This window comes from Providencia sp. 2.29, assembly GCF_015832305.1.
GTDB classification, from domain to species: domain Bacteria; phylum Pseudomonadota; class Gammaproteobacteria; order Enterobacterales; family Enterobacteriaceae; genus Providencia; species Providencia stuartii.
Window position 1 is genome coordinate 1,930,798 of the sequence record NZ_CP065420.1, and the last position, 15,966, is coordinate 1,946,763.

Annotated in this window: 26 protein-coding genes; 14 read left to right on the forward strand and 12 right to left on the reverse strand. The window is 40.1% G+C overall.

Annotated features, from left to right (window positions below):
* The 11 genes from I3B46_RS08610 to I3B46_RS08660 all read right to left on the reverse strand — a co-directional run bounded on the left by I3B46_RS08610 (position 1) and on the right by I3B46_RS08660 (position 7,303).
* Positions 1-1,176 carry a tyrosine-type recombinase/integrase gene (locus tag I3B46_RS08610; RefSeq protein ID WP_163761990.1) on the reverse strand — a complete coding sequence of 392 codons (1,176 nt, stop codon included), beginning with the start codon at positions 1,174-1,176 and terminating at the stop codon, positions 1-3.
* 1 nt (position 1,177) lies between these two features.
* On the reverse strand, positions 1,178-1,375 hold the full coding sequence (locus I3B46_RS08615) for a hypothetical protein (RefSeq protein ID WP_004912104.1): 198 nt from the start codon (positions 1,373-1,375) through the stop codon (positions 1,178-1,180).
* The gene (locus I3B46_RS22370; RefSeq protein WP_163761991.1) at positions 1,365-1,568 is read right to left on the reverse strand and encodes a hypothetical protein; all 204 of its coding nucleotides are present in this window, start codon (positions 1,566-1,568) and stop codon (positions 1,365-1,367) included. Before I3B46_RS22370 ends, I3B46_RS08615 begins: the two co-directional genes overlap by 11 nt.
* 406 nt (positions 1,569-1,974) lie before the next feature.
* A complete protein-coding gene (locus I3B46_RS08625; RefSeq protein WP_163761992.1) occupies positions 1,975-2,568 on the reverse strand; it encodes an HNH endonuclease signature motif containing protein in 594 nt (197 codons plus the stop codon).
* The gene (locus tag I3B46_RS08630; RefSeq protein ID WP_163761993.1) at positions 2,565-2,795 is read right to left on the reverse strand and encodes a hypothetical protein; all 231 of its coding nucleotides are present in this window, start codon (positions 2,793-2,795) and stop codon (positions 2,565-2,567) included. Before I3B46_RS08630 ends, I3B46_RS08625 begins: the two co-directional genes overlap by 4 nt.
* Positions 2,796-2,820: 25 nt before the next feature.
* Positions 2,821-2,997, reverse strand: a complete 177-nt coding sequence (locus I3B46_RS08635) for a hypothetical protein (RefSeq protein WP_196993171.1) — start codon at positions 2,995-2,997, stop codon at positions 2,821-2,823.
* A gap of 45 nt (positions 2,998-3,042) precedes the next feature.
* Positions 3,043-3,543: a siphovirus Gp157 family protein gene (locus tag I3B46_RS08640; protein ID WP_153673902.1), complete on the reverse strand. Its 501-nt coding sequence runs from the start codon at positions 3,541-3,543 to the stop codon at positions 3,043-3,045.
* The gene (locus I3B46_RS08645) at positions 3,543-5,564 is read right to left on the reverse strand and encodes a hypothetical protein (protein ID WP_163761994.1); all 2,022 of its coding nucleotides are present in this window, start codon (positions 5,562-5,564) and stop codon (positions 3,543-3,545) included. Before I3B46_RS08645 ends, I3B46_RS08640 begins: the two co-directional genes overlap by 1 nt.
* 12 nt (positions 5,565-5,576) lie before the next feature.
* Positions 5,577-5,825: a hypothetical protein gene (locus I3B46_RS08650; RefSeq protein WP_231405912.1), complete on the reverse strand. Its 249-nt coding sequence runs from the start codon at positions 5,823-5,825 to the stop codon at positions 5,577-5,579.
* A gap of 11 nt (positions 5,826-5,836) precedes the next feature.
* On the reverse strand, positions 5,837-6,169 hold the full coding sequence (locus tag I3B46_RS08655; RefSeq protein ID WP_105881084.1) for a hypothetical protein: 333 nt from the start codon (positions 6,167-6,169) through the stop codon (positions 5,837-5,839).
* 492 nt (positions 6,170-6,661) lie between these two features.
* Positions 6,662-7,303 carry a LexA family protein gene (locus tag I3B46_RS08660; RefSeq protein ID WP_163761995.1) on the reverse strand — a complete coding sequence of 214 codons (642 nt, stop codon included), beginning with the start codon at positions 7,301-7,303 and terminating at the stop codon, positions 6,662-6,664.
* A 107-nt stretch (positions 7,304-7,410) separates the two neighbouring features.
* Between I3B46_RS08660 and I3B46_RS08665 the strand changes: the two genes are divergently transcribed.
* The 9 genes from I3B46_RS08665 (at position 7,411) to I3B46_RS08705 (ending at position 12,179) form a co-directional block, all read left to right on the forward strand.
* Positions 7,411-7,596, forward strand: a complete 186-nt coding sequence (locus tag I3B46_RS08665) for a Cro/CI family transcriptional regulator (RefSeq protein ID WP_105881083.1) — start codon at positions 7,411-7,413, stop codon at positions 7,594-7,596.
* Between the two features lie 38 nt (positions 7,597-7,634).
* Positions 7,635-8,090, forward strand: coding sequence for a toxin YdaT family protein (locus I3B46_RS08670; RefSeq protein ID WP_004912077.1), 456 nt, complete (start codon positions 7,635-7,637; stop codon positions 8,088-8,090).
* Between the two features lie 17 nt (positions 8,091-8,107).
* Positions 8,108-8,332 (forward strand): hypothetical protein, encoded by a 225-nt coding sequence (locus tag I3B46_RS08675; RefSeq protein ID WP_163761996.1) that lies wholly within the window; start codon positions 8,108-8,110, stop codon positions 8,330-8,332.
* A gap of 1 nt (position 8,333) precedes the next feature.
* Positions 8,334-9,146, forward strand: a complete 813-nt coding sequence (locus tag I3B46_RS08680; RefSeq protein ID WP_163761997.1) for a helix-turn-helix domain-containing protein — start codon at positions 8,334-8,336, stop codon at positions 9,144-9,146.
* Complete coding sequence (locus I3B46_RS08685; RefSeq protein ID WP_163761998.1) at positions 9,139-9,729, forward strand: ATP-binding protein; 591 nt, start codon at positions 9,139-9,141, stop codon at positions 9,727-9,729. Before I3B46_RS08680 ends, I3B46_RS08685 begins: the two co-directional genes overlap by 8 nt.
* Positions 9,726-11,096 (forward strand): replicative DNA helicase, encoded by a 1,371-nt coding sequence (locus I3B46_RS08690; protein WP_196993172.1) that lies wholly within the window; start codon positions 9,726-9,728, stop codon positions 11,094-11,096. The genes I3B46_RS08685 and I3B46_RS08690 overlap by 4 nt, the downstream gene beginning before the upstream one ends.
* A 193-nt stretch (positions 11,097-11,289) precedes the next feature.
* Positions 11,290-11,526, forward strand: a complete 237-nt coding sequence (locus I3B46_RS08695) for a hypothetical protein (protein ID WP_150375419.1) — start codon at positions 11,290-11,292, stop codon at positions 11,524-11,526.
* Positions 11,527-11,639: 113 nt separating this feature from the next.
* Positions 11,640-11,810, forward strand: a complete 171-nt coding sequence (locus I3B46_RS08700; protein ID WP_164565073.1) for a hypothetical protein — start codon at positions 11,640-11,642, stop codon at positions 11,808-11,810.
* A 27-nt stretch (positions 11,811-11,837) separates the two neighbouring features.
* On the forward strand, positions 11,838-12,179 hold the full coding sequence (locus I3B46_RS08705) for a hypothetical protein (RefSeq protein WP_163761999.1): 342 nt from the start codon (positions 11,838-11,840) through the stop codon (positions 12,177-12,179).
* Positions 12,180-12,229: 50 nt separating this feature from the next.
* Here I3B46_RS08705 and I3B46_RS08710 read toward each other — a convergent pair whose 3' ends face one another.
* Positions 12,230-12,745, reverse strand: a complete 516-nt coding sequence (locus I3B46_RS08710; protein ID WP_163762000.1) for a hypothetical protein — start codon at positions 12,743-12,745, stop codon at positions 12,230-12,232.
* 224 nt (positions 12,746-12,969) lie between these two features.
* Between I3B46_RS08710 and I3B46_RS08715 the strand changes: the two genes are divergently transcribed.
* The 5 genes from I3B46_RS08715 to I3B46_RS08735 all read left to right on the forward strand — a co-directional run bounded on the left by I3B46_RS08715 (position 12,970) and on the right by I3B46_RS08735 (position 15,959).
* Entirely contained in the window at positions 12,970-13,563 is a 594-nt protein-coding gene (locus I3B46_RS08715; RefSeq protein WP_163762001.1) for a DUF1367 family protein, read from the forward strand.
* Positions 13,564-13,574: 11 nt separating this feature from the next.
* Positions 13,575-13,889, forward strand: a complete 315-nt coding sequence (locus I3B46_RS08720) for a Ref family recombination enhancement nuclease (protein WP_163762002.1) — start codon at positions 13,575-13,577, stop codon at positions 13,887-13,889.
* On the forward strand, positions 13,877-14,407 hold the full coding sequence (locus I3B46_RS08725) for an antiterminator Q family protein (RefSeq protein ID WP_048607752.1): 531 nt from the start codon (positions 13,877-13,879) through the stop codon (positions 14,405-14,407). The genes I3B46_RS08720 and I3B46_RS08725 overlap by 13 nt, the downstream gene beginning before the upstream one ends.
* 164 nt (positions 14,408-14,571) lie before the next feature.
* Positions 14,572-14,766 carry a TrmB family transcriptional regulator gene (locus tag I3B46_RS08730; protein ID WP_163762003.1) on the forward strand — a complete coding sequence of 65 codons (195 nt, stop codon included), beginning with the start codon at positions 14,572-14,574 and terminating at the stop codon, positions 14,764-14,766.
* 143 nt (positions 14,767-14,909) lie between these two features.
* The gene (locus tag I3B46_RS08735) at positions 14,910-15,959 is read left to right on the forward strand and encodes a DNA-methyltransferase (RefSeq protein ID WP_196993173.1); all 1,050 of its coding nucleotides are present in this window, start codon (positions 14,910-14,912) and stop codon (positions 15,957-15,959) included.
* Positions 15,960-15,966: the final 7 nt, after the last annotated feature.

Genomic DNA, 15,966 nt, shown 5'->3' on the forward strand with positions numbered 1-15,966 from the left:
TTATGCTATTTCGCAATGTGGTACCTCTACCCACTCAACATGATTTTCGGTATAAATCTTGGTTGATTCAGCATCACTATGAGCCATTCGCGCTTGTGGGTCATACCCACGGTCTTTAAACATAAATGCAGCTAGTGCTCTTATTTCATGAAAAGTAGGCCGTTCATCCATCGATAGATTCGCAGCAACACCAGTTTTATCTCTAAGTGCAGAGAACGCGCGACTAAGATAATCTGGTGCAATTTGCGTAGGATGATTAACCTCTTTACTTATATTATTCGGTAAGCGAGCCGGTAATCTATGGACGATATAAGGGCTAGCTACATTATCACGGCTGTTATCAATAATTTCTTTAAGTTTTTTACCAATAGGTATTGCTACATGAGCAGCTTCTTTATGCTGAACTTTTTGTCTATGAATATAGATCATTCCAAAGATGCCGTTCTTTTCCTCTTCATACCAAACACAGCCACATGTATTATTTTTAGGTGCTTTGATGCTGTATTTTATGCGTGAAACTTCAAGCCTTGCCTGTGTCGTTTGTAATGCTAGATCCATAGCAGTACGTAACCATGGCTCAGCTGCGTCACGTATTTTAAGAAAATCATCATAAGATAAACGTCGACGTTTTTTCGCATCAACGCGTTTCATTTTTTTGCGTTCTGCCGGATTATCAAACATTAATGATTCATCTACAGCATAACTAAATATTTTCTTTAAAAAACTGACCTTTCTATTTTGTACATTAGCGGAAGCGTCAGCATGATACTCATTGATAAAACCATTAACATGCTCGAGCGAAATTTCATTGGATGGGATATCTTTAAAGAATGCGGAGACTCTTTCCAGATCATTAGTCCAGTCACTTAAGGTGCTTTTTGATGGTTGTTCATCGCGAACTATACGTTCAAATAGTTTTTCTAAATGCTCAGATAATGGCAAAGCTTCTCCATTCTGGCCTCCTGACTCAATAACTAATGAATTTACAGAAATAGCATTTTCAGGGCGCATAATGTTGTTATATTCACGAGCGATCGCGATTGCTCTAGTTTTATCTGCACCAATATTTTTACGGACACCGTTTACTAATGTTAAGCGGTACTGTTTTTTAGATGAATCGTAATAAAGGAAGTCAGGTAAGTGCCTAAATTCCTTTTTTCTAGGTCTGCTGGCCATATCAAGACGCCTTTATTAATTCATCAACACATGAAGAAATAACGGATTCGATGCCCCAACGCTCAGTAGAAATAATCCAAACAGAACTATCGACAACTCTACCTTTTAATATTCCACTCTCAACCCATTTCTTTATTGTTCTATTATCCGGTATTGAGCCATGTTCAAATTCTCGCTTAGCCCAAGCGCTAGCTTTCATCAATTTTCCTTTCATCTTGGTCTTGCCTCATTATAGATAAAATAAGCTGGTCGGTTGTGTTGCAAGCTCGTTTAATATCAGCTTTAGTGCATGGTCTATTTCTTACACTGGCAGCTAACCGACCTAGTTTAATATCAAAATCAGTTAATAACTGTTCCCCTGGTACCCAAGGGATTAATTGTGGTTCTTTCATGGTGGTTACTCATTGGTTTTGAATAAACCACCATGCTAATAATAAATATAAAATAAAACTGATTATGCTTAATCAATTATTGGCCCGAATAATCGCTTCGATGGGATAGCATTCAGACAAAACACCTCGTTGAGTTAGGGCGTCTTTATCCATTAAACAATTCTGCTCATCTAGATATGTGTAGCCGTTAGATTTATATAAACAATCAGCACCGCTGCAAATTAGCAGGAATAAACCATAAATCATTGTTTACTCCTTTGTAGTTCTGCTTGTGTAGGTTGAATTTCAATTTTGATTGATGAGGGTAAGTCATAAGAGACTTTGCAACGTCTATCAGTTGAAATAAAACCGTACGATCCATCGGGCAGGGTGATTTTTACTTCCTGGTCTTTTTGATGTTCGTGTCTTAACATTGGTCTTGCCTCTTGGTTTCTATGCCTCTAATTGCAATCTTTATTCTGGCCAATTGTAAGACTGCATCTTTATATTCAGGGGAAGCGCCTGAGAAAAAACGATTAATAACTCCATGTTCTGATCTTGTAATAGCCATCAAATTATCAATGCTGCAATTTAGTGGATTGCAATCGATGAATTTAATGACATGTCCTTTTGGAACAGGGCCGTTATGTTCCTCCCATACTAGAATATGTTTGTGTTTCCATTTTCTAGGGTGTCCTATTTTGATTTTTATGTATCCATCAGTAGTAATAACCTCGGTACCAATAGGTTGGTAATTGTGAGGTATATGGTTCTTTTTGAATGATCCTGAGTTAGCCCCCTTTAACCCTTTTTTCCCTTTATTGGCAGGCACATTCCCTTTAGGAAAAGTACCTGATCTTCCCGTTTTTAATTTCAGGCGTTTGCGAAATCCATTCATTTCCTCTTTGGTTCGAGAGACATTAAATGCTTGATTAAAAGCATCTGTTAATTCAGGTAAAGGGAGTAAATAATGCTTACGCATCCATCCACGCATTTTATCTGTATGTACAAAGCGGCTCATGATTTAACTTCCAAGTATTTTGGTGGCTTTCTCACTTTGTCGTTATAAGCGAGACGTTGAACATTGATTGCTAGTTGGCCATTACTGATTATTTGTGAGGCAACGGCTGATAATGCCTTAGCACGATTTATCTCGGCTTTAAGTTCATTATCTTTCAGGTCTTCATCAGATAAACGTTCTAATTGAGCAAATAAATGATTGTGTAAATCTTCTAAATTATTTTTCATAATCAATACTCCGTGACATGTCACGCTAGTGCATGACTGTGTTAACAGGGCAGTCAAACTGGATCATTACTGCTTTTTGTATTTGAGCAAGGGTTTGTTTTTCTTGTTGAGTCACGTTCTCGGTTGCGGCCGTTGACCACTCAACGCTGCATTTATTGTTAGTTTCATCGTGAGTAATGATGACTTCCAATTTCATGGCCATAAAAATATCTCCTGATAATGCGCCCATTGCTGGGCGCTATATTGATTAACGAACCATTAATGAACGGTCACCGACTTCTAAGTGAGCACCAGGTATCTCAATACCGTTTTCAATCGCTTCTTTAATGCGTTTCTTATCAGGGGCGGTAATGGTTTGAACATCTACCAATTCATCGGGCAAGGCTGCTTCGTTATCGATGATGACACGCACAACACCAGCGCGAGCGGTAAATGTGTTTTTAGTGGTTTTTAACTTGTCTTTACCTGATGTTAATAAGCAATCTAATGCATATTTTTTTAGGTTCTTAACCTGATTTTCGAATGACTTTTTACGGTCAGCCAAACGTTTTGCTTCTTCATCCAGTGTTTTAGCTTGCCCCTCTAAATTACGGGCATGAAGCATAATTGCATCCAGTTTATCGCCTAGTTCACACTCGATGCCCTCTAAGGTATCGGCTACATCTTCTGCGGTGAATTCACCTGTTTCGACGAGTTGTTGTAATTTGCTGTAGTCAGCAGCCATTGCAATAGCAGTTGTCTTGGTCATTAGATTGCCTCTTCTTTATGATTAAGTTGGTCTAAACACTCTTTTTCAATTTCATTTAGCCGGCGCAAGCGGCCGTTTAAATATTTTTCATATTCACTGTCGCCACGTTGTTTAGCCAACTTGGCATGCGTTGAAATTTCACGGGTAAGGGTGGATGTGATACCCCGTAATTCGTTTGGCGTCACCGCACTGCGCATAGTTTCAGTGTGTCGCGTTAACTTCTCATCTAACTCTTTGCGAATGCGGGTAGCATCTTCAGCGTTATCGCTGGCGGCTTTGATTTCATACTCGAGCTTATTGCTTGCAACATATTCAGGGTTATCATGCATACCCATGAATACATCAGAACTAAAGCCAAGCATAGACAAGGCTTTTTTGATTGCATCGGTGAGAGATTTCTTAATGGCTTCACCATCAACTTTCATGCCGTATTGAGTTTGGTACCGGTAAGGGGTGGCGCCATAACTTTCAAATTCGCCACGGGTTTCACATTCGATGATGTACCAAAAACGGATTTTGATTGAATGGTTTTGTTCGCAGAATAAAGATCCGTCACCATCACGTAAGAATCTAGTCGCGACTTGTTTGTTTCTCTCATCAAGAACAGGTTCTACAAGTGGCTTTCCATCAATCAGTTTTTCTTCAATAACTTCATATCCCCAACCTTCGCCAATAGGGCCGAATATCTCGGTAGCACGCATGAACATGTAAGTACTGTTTATGCTAGTACCAACGAACCCCATACCTTCTAAAGGCTTGGTAAAACGTGCATCGGTACGTTGTACACGCTTCCAAATGCTGAGATTATCGCTATCGCCTTTATTAAGAACTTCATCTAATACAGAGGCGCGGTGTTGGAAATCATCTTGTTGAACATTGACGACCTCAACTGCAGGCTCAATATGCTGGTTAACTACCGGTGTTTGAGCTTGTTCGGTTTCTACGATAACTTCCTTCACAGACTCTTTTTCTGTTTTAGCCGGTGAATCTTTTTTCTTACTCGAGCGCTTTGGTTTTTCTGATTTAGCTGGCTCAATATCCTCTTTTGTTGTTTCATCGTTAGCAGGCTTAGTATCCAAATTATCAACCGCAAAACGGCCACTACCGAGTGAGGTTATCTTGGGGCTATTGGTACCAAGTTTTGAATCGATAAACGCTTTACGAGCATTCGCATCATCAAATAGTTCGGGTTTTTCGCGTGCCTCGGTCACTAGTGTAAAGATGTTCTCGCGAGGGATGTCTAGAACGCTAGGGAATGTACGCAAATCCATAGATAAGCGCTTCCAAGGTTTATCTTCAGTGCTGATGAGTTCTTTTGCTTTACGAATATCTGCACTTTTTGCATCGCTTGGTTTAATGTCCAAGAGTGCGAGGGCAATTTCGAGATCAAGTGCGGCATAATCACGTTTAAGGACAGGCTCGTCCTCAACGGGAGGAAGTTCAGGTTCCTCGGTTAACCAACTTTCACCAAGTGCCTTAGCATCTTCGATGGTGACATTATCGTCAGCATGCTCATAAACAGCCTGTGCAATTTCCATCGTGGCTTCAGCATCCATCAATGAAACTTTGGTGATTTCAGCAAGGCCAGTAGCAATATTACGAACTTTCGGGTCCTCTGTACTTTCATTGAGATACTTCAATGTGAAAGTGTATTGCTTATCAGTAATTTGAGTTTTACCAAACATCAGCAAAGCAGCTATGCGAGGTTTAGTAGCAAGCTTTTTAAATTCTTTATACTTAACTGGTTGCCATTTCTCACCGTCAAACTCATTTTCAACAGCAAATTTTTCATCGAACTGCTCGAGTGCAGGGCGGGGGGAACCTACAGCGTCTTCACAAATGATAGGCTCATCAACGTTGAAGTTATCCATCGAATCAGGGAAAACCTCAGATAGCTTAATCATTGCAGTTGCAGCAGCAATTTTAGCATTTGCAGCATTGAGAGCTATTGTTAACGGTACTGCACCGTTGTTAGTGCGAGCCTCGGTCGTAGGCTCAAATACACAGATAAATGTTGTCATTGGTCATGCCTCTTATTTTCCAGACTTGGCGAGCTTGATAGCTCGTTTTATTCCAGCTTGTTTAATGGTGGTTTGTTTATACTTTCCCTTTACTGGGTTTGAATAAGCAGTACCAGTTGATGGGTAATATTCAACTTGTCGCTTGCCACCGATAATAGAAATGTGTTGAGTACCAGAACTAAAATCACAGTTATTTTTATGTTCAATGACTGATAGTTCGGCATCTAGTACCGCATCAATAGCTAAGTTAACAGCATCCATCATATTCACCGTTAATAAGGAATTTGTTCATCAATTTTAGAAATAGGCTTACCCTCTAAGCAGAGAAGCATTTGGATCTTGTCTTCCAGTAAACTTGATTTCACCTGTGCATCAGCCAGTATCTTATTTTGCTCGGCTTTGAGTGCGTCAATTTCTAACTGGACAAGTTCTGCATTGGTTGGTTCTGTAAATGGAATCTCGGTAGTATGTTCAGCAATAGCGAAACCTAAATATGAATCACTTTCTGCTTTAAATGAGTGGGTATTGTACCGATATGAACCGTCAAATTGCTTTTGTGCGTGGATATAAAGCGTAACACTTAGGGTTTTAGGTTGTGCTTTCATAGCAGCTCCTTTAAAATAGTGGTGATCAGTGATTTATCATTGGTCTTGCCTCTTCTAGCGTTTGGTCGCGCTAGTAGAACTCTCGGTTAGCTTTGGTCGGCGACCCGAGGTAAAAGAACCCACTTCGGTGGGTTTTTTTACGTCTATAACTTGTTGCCCGTCTTTCCGAGCTGTCAGGTCTTGCCTTGTAGCTTTGGTCGGTAACTAATTAAATTCCCTGGTACTGATAAAAAAATCTGCCGTTATGTCGTGATAATCATGAAAGGTCGCGATGAGAGCTTTGGTTCTCCTACGACATAACAGCAAAACTAAATTTGGTTTGAACACCTGACTAAATACTTGCTGTGTTGTTTAAATAGTGGAACTTCTTTAACTGAGACTAAGTTTAATTAATCAAACAAAAGTGTCAAGAAAAAAGTTCGAAAAATTAAACTCATTTTCTTTGAGCATAAAAAAACCCACATGCAGTGGGCTTTTTTCTTTAAAGTTAGTCTATATCAAATCTTGCTCTATTCGAACGCACACACCTATAATTTCACAAGCATCATCAAAAGGGATAGGCTTGTAATTAGGATTGATAGGCATTAAATATTCATTAGGTCCATCAACAACGTATTGCTTCACTGTTGTTTCATTGCTGGATTTTAATCGGGCAACAACAATTCGTCCATTATAAACATCCTTTTCAGGGTCTACTATGACAATTGCCCCCTCAGGAATCGAGATGCGACTCCGACCAGTTGTGTCTACCATTGAGTTACCTACAACTCGCAAGGAAAATGAATGACCTGAGACTTTCGCAGTGGTTTCAATCCACTCTGTAAACTCATCAAAATGTTGTTCAACCATGTCTTTCCATCGCCCTGCTTGCACATAGGAAACTAGAGGGACTCGCCTAGTTATATCAGGTCCAAGAGTTACATTTCCTTTGGTTTCCTCTATTAATCCACCATCGATTAACCACTTCTCAGTTACCCCAAGTACAGTCGCTAATGATGATAGGAATTTTGCGGACGGCTCTGTGCCGCCGTTAACCCATTGGCTGACGGTTCCTTTTGATGCGCCTGTCGCATCCATGATGTGTTTACTTTTTAATTTTAGCTCTCGCATCCTCAGGTTAATACGGTCGCTCATTGTTTGTAGTGTCATGTTTATATAATTAAACAAAATGAGTTTAATTTCTTGACTTTCTCTGGTTTATTTATTTAAACTTTAGCTTGTTTAATAAATTGGAGAAAACGATGAAAAAGCAAGATGTCCTTAAATATTTTGGTGGTACAACAAAAACCGCGAACGCGTTAGGAGTCTCAAAATCAACAGTAAGCTTATGGAAGGAAACTATTCCTTGGAAATACGCGTTATTGATTGAAAAAATTACTAATGGTTCATTGTTAGCGAGTATACCGACAAATCCGGTTTTAAATTGATTTGTCTTAATCAATTTTGCGACAGGAGACGCGAGTAGATGAATTTTGATATCGATATTGTCCGATCCGAAATTGAGGACTGGGCAGCGGAGCAAGGTCAAGAGCATGTTGCTATTGAAGTTAGCCGTGCTTATTTACGTATTGTAAAAAACAGGTCACAAGGGCGTTTGCATGTGATTGAAGATGAATCGGGTAGGGCTGATTGGAAAGCGATTAATAATAACCGGCAACAGATATTTCGTTGGTTGCGTGGTGATTCTCCCGCATCTATCAGAAAAATAGCTGAGTTAATGCCGGCAATAGAAATTGCATTACCGGCGTCACGTCTGGCTCGGGTTCGAGGTGATACAAAAAATTACCTAGCTTCAATTGCAATACAGCGATTTGCCGAGGCAATTAGCGAAATTTTATTAGAGGGTCGTGACATGTCACACCATATTAATAATGCAGTCATTGCGTTAAATGCGATACCACGCCAGACTAGCGTGCATTAATTCAAGAGGCAAGACCAATGCTAAGAACAATTGAGAAAATCACCTATCGCAATGGTTTTTTGCTGAACGGAAAACCAGCTGATAGAGAGAAAGTCGAAGACGTTTTCGAAGGTAGAAGAGCAGCTGCGCTAAGTGTTTGGGAACAGTACGAACAACAGAAAAAAAAGCTGCTGTCGAAAAAGCTGACACCTGAGCAATACCAGAACGCTTGCCGTGATATTGCTAAAGCGTTGGGGGTGTGAAATGAGTATGACATTAATGGCTAAAGCCATGTCAATTAAAGTGGGCAACCCCCTACGTAAGTTGGTGTTAATAAAACTGGCAGACAATGCAAATGATAAGGGGGAATGCTGGCCTTCTTATCAACATATCGCTGAACACTGCGAGTGTAGTAAAAGTGCGGTTCGTACACACATTGAAGCATTAATCGATATGGGGCTATTGGTAAAAGAAAATAGACTAGGTATTAACAATGGGAAAGGAAATACCTCTAATATTTACTATTTAGATTTATCTAACCCTATGTCGTCAAAAAGCATAGCCCCTATGCCACCAAAAAGCATAGCTATATCAAATGGTGATAGCCCTGTGCCGTCAAAAAGCATAGCTATGCCGCCAGATGGCAGACCCCCTATGCCGTCAGATGGCACCAGAACCAGTCACTCTTTTGAACCAGTCAATGAACCTATCATTGAACCTAATAAATCCCCCCTTACCCCCAAAGGGGAGAAGGGAGAGAAAAAAGTAAAATTCGATCCATTGCCAGCTAAACCAGAAAATGTGAGCGAGGAAGTTTGGCAAGATTGGATTAATTTCCGAAAAGAAATCAGGAAACCGCTGACAGAAACCACCTGTAAACAACTGGCTAAAAAACTGGCGGGCTGTAGCGATGCTGATGCAGTGTTGTGTAATTCAATCGCTAACGGTTGGCAGGGGATATTTCCTGAACGTATTGGAACATTACAAAAAAAATCCAATTCGCATGTTGGATTTGCGGATAAACAATACGGCACTCAAGAAACACCTCACTGGCTAACAGGGGGTAAAAATGCCTGAACAAAATTTTTTATCTAGCGTGAATATACCCCCGCGTTTTGCTAATGAAACTTTCGAAACATTCAAAGCAACTACGCAGCCGGCTAAACATAATCTCACAGTCTGTCAGCAGTATGTTAATACGTGGGAAGACCGAAAGAATGCGGGTGAGGGGCTTATATTTTGTGGAATACCGGGAACAGGGAAAACACACCTTGCAGTATCAATTGCTCGTGAGATCGCTGAGGATTTACAAGAATCAGTATTTATCACAACTGCAGCACGCATCATCCGGGCATTTCGTAGAACGTGGTCAGGAAATTCAGAATTTAGTGAACTAGATGTACTAGCGAAATACTGTGATCCTGATTTGTTGATTATCGATGAAATTGGTGTGCAGTACGGTACCGACTCGGAACGCAATATTTTATTTGAAGTGATTAATGATCGTTACGAGTATTTATTACCCACTATTTTAGTTAGTAATTTACCTCTGAATGAACTGGAAGAAATGCTAGGTGAACGTGTTGTAGACCGATTATTACAGGGTGGTACAGTGTTAACGTTCAACTGGCCAACCTATCGCAGAGGTAATCATTCATGATGGATGAACGTGATTTAGAAGGTGCGGTAATCAGTGGTTTTCTTGCTGGAGGTGCTTCTCAAGATGCTTATGAGGTATTAGCCACATTACCTGAGGAGGCGTTTAGTTCAGGTTATTACCGCCGTGTTTATCAGGAAATCAAAAAACAGGCATTATCTAGCTCGCTGATAGATCCGTTTTTTATTGCTGATTCACTGGGGGATAAAGGCGATTTAGCTAACTTACTTGAGCTTGCAAATTCGCCAGTTTGGAAAGCAAACTTAAAGGGTTATGCATCAAAAGTACACAGTTACTTTCGTGTACGTGAAGCCGTGCAGTTGATAAGTAAGTATCAAACAGCAATCACAGAAGCGGGCAATCACGAACAAGCTGAAGAATTTATTAGTCAGTTTGCAAACAAAATTAACAAACTGACAACGGGCAATCAAAACCTGTTACCCGTTCATCTAAATACACTCATTGAGGGATATGTCGAAGTCCTCGAGCGCAGAAATTTAGGTGAAGATATCAGCGGTATGATCAAAACAGGCATAGAGGCTTTAGATGACAAAATAGGGGGCTTTAATCCGACTGACTTGGTGTTTATCGGTGGTAGACCAGGAATGGGTAAAACTGAACTAGCACTAACTATGATTGAGGGTATGACTCGTGATGGCGGTGGTGCCTTGTTGTTTTCTATGGAGATGGCGAATCAGCAAATCGCGGAGCGTATGATCGCCGGCTCATCTCAATTATCTGTATCAACCTTAAGAAAAGCGCAGTTACATGATGAAGATTGGGCGCGGTTAAGTTCTGGTCTGGCACATTTAATGGATCGGGATATTCACATTATCGATGCAAATAATTTAACGGTTGAGCAAATATGCGCGATTAGCGAAAACCATAAACGGCAATACCCGAATTTAAAAGGCGTCTTTGTCGATTATTTAGGTTTAATTAAAAAGCCAAAAGCAGAGCGTAACGATCTTGCTATAGCAGCAATTTCAGCAGGGCTAAAAGGGCTTGCTAAGCGGTTGCATACACCAACTATTGCTCTAAGCCAGCTATCACGAGATGTAGATAAGCGACCGTTAAACCAACGTCGACCGGTAGCAGCTGATTTGCGCGACTCTGGTAGTTTAGAACAAGATGCTGATTATATTTTATTCACCTATCGTGATGTGGTTTATAACCCGAATAGCCCAGCCAAAAACTATGCTGAGGTTATCGTAGATAAAAACCGTCACGGTGAAACGGGTACGATTTACCAAGAATTCAAGAACGGCCACTACATGCCAACCGACCAAATTACGGCAGCGGAAGTGTCCAGAATGCAACAGCAATCGCAGAGCGGTAAAACTCGTCGCTATGCAGAGAAAGCGTTTTAAAAGACCAAAAGAGGCAGACCATGATAATCAAAGACCCCATCACACACGAATCACTCGTGCGTGATAACAGACCTATTTTCCCTGATGATGGTTGCGACTATTCGCAATGTCATATCGATCGCCTTCACGCAGCTGCACGAGCAAGAACTAAGGCTCCATATCAACCTGAATTAAAACCACAAAAGAGGTAGTCATGTCAGGGCAATCAAGTTACTTGCCTGATGGACTTCCTCATAACCGTGCTTTGTGGCCAGAAAAGTATCGCGAACTGGAACAGCTTGATTTATTGGCTAGCCGGCTAATTCGGCAATTGAAAAATCGCAAAATCTACAGAGAGCGCGTACTGGTTGAAATTGAAAAAGCACCAGAGGTACATCGGGAATTTTTTAGAGATAGGTTAAATCATTGGCGTGAGGTGATGAAGGTATGAAACACAGACACTTGGAAAAAATAAAATCGTTCCCATCATATAACTACAAGCTTTACAGCGTATATAAGTCCGTTTAGTCATAAGGTTATTAGATGTAGTTAGTTGGAGTTAAAATGAAAAAATCGGTTTATAAAGCAAGTGGTTTATGGAACCAAACGTCTTTCATAACTCTTTTTGTCGCAACAAGCGAAAAAGATGTACTTTCAACAATAGCATTTTGGGCAAATCTAGGTGGCGCTAGAGTAGATGATTTATCTATTGAGCGTTATTGCTCAGTGCATTAACCGAGTTGATATGAAGAGGCAAGACCAATGGCAAAAACAGCAGCAGAACGTAAAGCCGAACAGCGTAAGCGTCAAAAGGAATCAGGCGTTACTAAAATAGAGTTATTTCTTGATGAGCAAGAATTAGAAATGCTTCAAAGAAATTGCGCATTACGTAGACCAGGAAGAGAGCCTTATGATATCGCTGAATATCTCTCAATGTTGATTAGAATTGATGACCGTTCAGTTATATCTTTGGTGGCAGAACTAAATAAACGGCGTTGTAAAAAATGTAATGAGCAACTACCAGTAGATAAATGTTGCCTCAGTGGTAGTTCTGAGTGCTGGAACACACAGGGCTGGCATGAATTGAAATTGAATACTATATAGCATTATTAAAAATGGTAAACTACAGCATAATTGTAATTTACCATCCAAATTTAATCACGAATAAATATAAAATCAAAGTTGTGAATACCGTTAGTGTTTACAGTATGAAATTGACTTTCAGATAATGGAAAAATTTTATATTCGCTTAACTTTTGTCTGATGAGATTAATATCAGAATTAGAAATTTCTTTTGAGGTTTCGTAGTGAAGAAGGTATTCATTTGGTGTTTTTTTTAATTCTAAAACCTTTAATCGAATTTCAGATACTATGCTGTCAACAATATTTTGAGCTGAAGCGAGCGCCTGTTCGATGATTACGTCTTTAAACACATCAGGAATAATAAACCATATAGGGTAGCCTCTAGATAATGGGGTACCTTTATTATTATCTTTTAATGAGCCATTCCAACGCATACCTATACATTCTTCAAACTCATCACCTATTGAATCCCTATAATTTAGTAGCGCAACTGAAGCTCCCCATCTACCACTGTCAAAAATGATATCTAAGATTTCAACTTGTCCCTTGGGAGATAAAACGTCTTTAGGGTTAATATAAAGGCTCATTTAGTTGTACTCCTTAACATGTAATATAATTTCTCTTTGTATTTAAAGCATGTAAATATTAGCAAGATAAATGTAACTAATCTAGTTAAAAGTTTTATTTCTAGCTAAAACTCTAGTTAGAAGTTAATTGCTATAGTGTGCTGTAATCAGAAGTTTGATGTATAATAGTTGCATTGGTCTGAACACCCAATCTTAACACTTGCTGTGTCTACTGAGAGAAACGTATGGCACAGCATAGCTTTATCAAAATGTCTAACGACACCCTTGTACCCGCTAATCCAGCTGCGAGAGATTTTCTGCATTCAAAAATCAAATGTGGTGATGTGCTTTATGCTGATTTTAAGAAAGCACGAAACCCACGATTCCACCGTAAATACTTCGCATTGCTTAACCTCGGATATGAATACTGGGAGCCAACTGGCGGTACAGTTTCGCCTGAAGAAAAAGAGCTAGTACGCGGTTACGTTAAATTCCTCGCTTACTACACTGATAACGACGATGCCCTCCAATCTGCTGCGGATGTTTACCTCGATGAGATAGCACAGAAACGCGCACATAATATTTCAGCGACCAAATCTTTTGATGCCTTTCGCTACTGGGTAGTTGAACAATCTGGCCATTATGAAACCTTTGAAATGCCAGACGGTAGCCTACGCCGTGTAGCCAAATCAATCAGCTTTGCCAAAATGGATGACCTAGCCTTTGGCGAACTCTACAAAGCCACGCTCGATGTGCTCTGGAATTTCATTTTATTCCGTAAGTTTCCCACCCAAGAAGCTGCTGAAAATGCGGCTGCTCAGTTATTAGATTTTACCTAGAGGCAAGACCAATGATCAAAAAATCAAAGACCAAAGAAGATAAACAATGGCTATCAGATGTAGCCGAACTTGGCTGTATTTGCTGTCGAAATATGGGGTATGGACCATCACCGGCAGAAATCCATCATGTAAGAACAGGGCAGGGAATGGCGCAGCGGGCTAGCCATAAAGATATTTTACCGTTATGCCCACCTCATCACCGGCCTAGTTACGATACTGGATTTCATGCAGCGCCAAAAACATGGCAAGAAATTCACGGTACCGAAATCGAGTTATTAGAACAAACCAAAAGAGAAGTCATGGAGCTGCGCGCATGTCGAGTATAAAAAGTATTTCTGATGGTCTGGTATTAGACAAAGAGCGTGAGGCATGGTTACAAAATTGGTTAACTCGATTTGGTACATGGGTTCACAGTGGTCGAATTGATAAACGTCAAACCAGTATGATCGCTCAATTCATGGAAAGGGTAGAAAGGCGTGATTATCCTGACAGGCCCACATGCAGTGATGATGATGGTTTGCTTATTCAGCGAGTGGTTGACAGTATTTACCGTATAGATGTTAAGGCATTTGATATGTTGCTTAGTCGGTATGCTTATTGTGCATCAGATAGGACAATAGCGCGTCTCTATCATGAAAATAGTGAACCAAGAATTATGGCGCGTAGAAATGGAATGCTAAGGGAGAGAAAACCTTCAATGTCTACTTGTCGACGAGAGGTGGAGGAAATATTAAAGGCAGCTGAATATTTATTGTACCAACCGCTGGTGGATGCATTTAAAAATAGAGAAAAAGAGGCAATATTGAAGCGAAATAGCAAAAACGTGTTGACTTCTTTGAACTAATGAGCCACTATTTCAAGGTAAGTTGCCATTTTAGTAACTTCACCAACTAACCCAGCCAATGCGCTGGGTTTTTTGCTTTCTAAATCAAGTAAAGCTTGCTGTCACCTTTGTTCAGAGTTACATGTGTATTCACGACCAATAAACGACCAAAGGTATGAAATATCATGTTAAAACATAATAGTATGACAGAAGAGGCAAAGCTTGTTTTAAATGCGGTTACAGGTGAACCTGCGACAGTCGGTGAAGTTTCTCAATTTACTGAACTAACAAATTCGTGTTGTCAGTTAATACTGACACAGCTTTCAATGGCTGGACTTATCAAAGAAAACGCCAAAGAAAAAACATATCAAAATATCTAAAACTGTGAAAATGGGCGACTGTAAAAGTGTTGGTAGCACTCTTACAGTCATTCGCCCGTTCCGCTAGATCACGGACAAACTAAAGCCCACCGCTTATGTGCACAAAGCATGGTGAAGCTTATCAAAAAAGGTTTCCTTGATCTATGAAAAGTACTGTGAATTTAAACAGTGTCAATTTAGTTAATGATGACTCACTCAGCTACATAAAAACACTTCCAGATAACTGTATCGATTTAATCGCAACTGACCCTCCATACTTTCAAGTAAAGTCGTGCAGTTGGGATAATCAGTGGGAAAATGTCACGTCTTATCTATTATGGCTTGATGAAATGCTTGCGGAGTTTTGGCGCGTTCTGAAGCCTAATGGCAGCTTATATATGTTCTGCGGTTCAAAACTTGCAGCAGATACTGAGTTGTTATTGAGAGAACGCTTTAACGTCCTGAATCATATCATCTGGGCAAAACCGTCAGGGCCATGGCGTAGAACATGTAAAGCTGACCTACGCAGTTTCTTTCCAAGTACTGAAAGAATTCTTTTCGCTGAACATTATCAAAGCCCATACAAAGGTAAAAGTAGTGATTATTTACAGCAATGTAAGCAGCTAAAAGAAAACGTGCTCAAGCCTTTGATTGAGTATTTCAAGCAGTCGCGTGAATCGTTAGGGATAACAGCAAAAGAAATAAAGCAAGCAACCGGTAAGCAAATGGCATCTCATTGGTTCAGCTACAGCCAATGGCAATTACCTAATGAGTCTGATTACCAAAAGCTACAAGAATTATTTCGCCGTGTAGCAAGTGAAAAACACAGTGAAAACCCGTTAAATCGAAGTCATTCAGATTTAGCAGAAACTCAAATAACACTTAACCGAGAATATAGAGAGCTTGCTGAACAGTATCAACTGTTGCGTCGTCCTTTCTCGGTTACTGTTGATGTTCCTTATACCGATGTGTGGACCTATCCGCCCGTGCAATATTACCCGGGTAAACATCCCTGCGAAAAACCCTCGGTGATGATGGAACACATTATCAATAGTAGTAGCCGTGAAGGTGATGTTGTAGCCGATTTCTTTATGGGCTCAGGTGCAACAATAAAAGCAGCATTAAAACTTAATCGTCGAGTTATAGGTGTTGAACTAGAAGCCGACAGATTTGAGCAAACCAAAGCGGAGATAAGTAAAACCTCCAATTTCTAATTTTCAA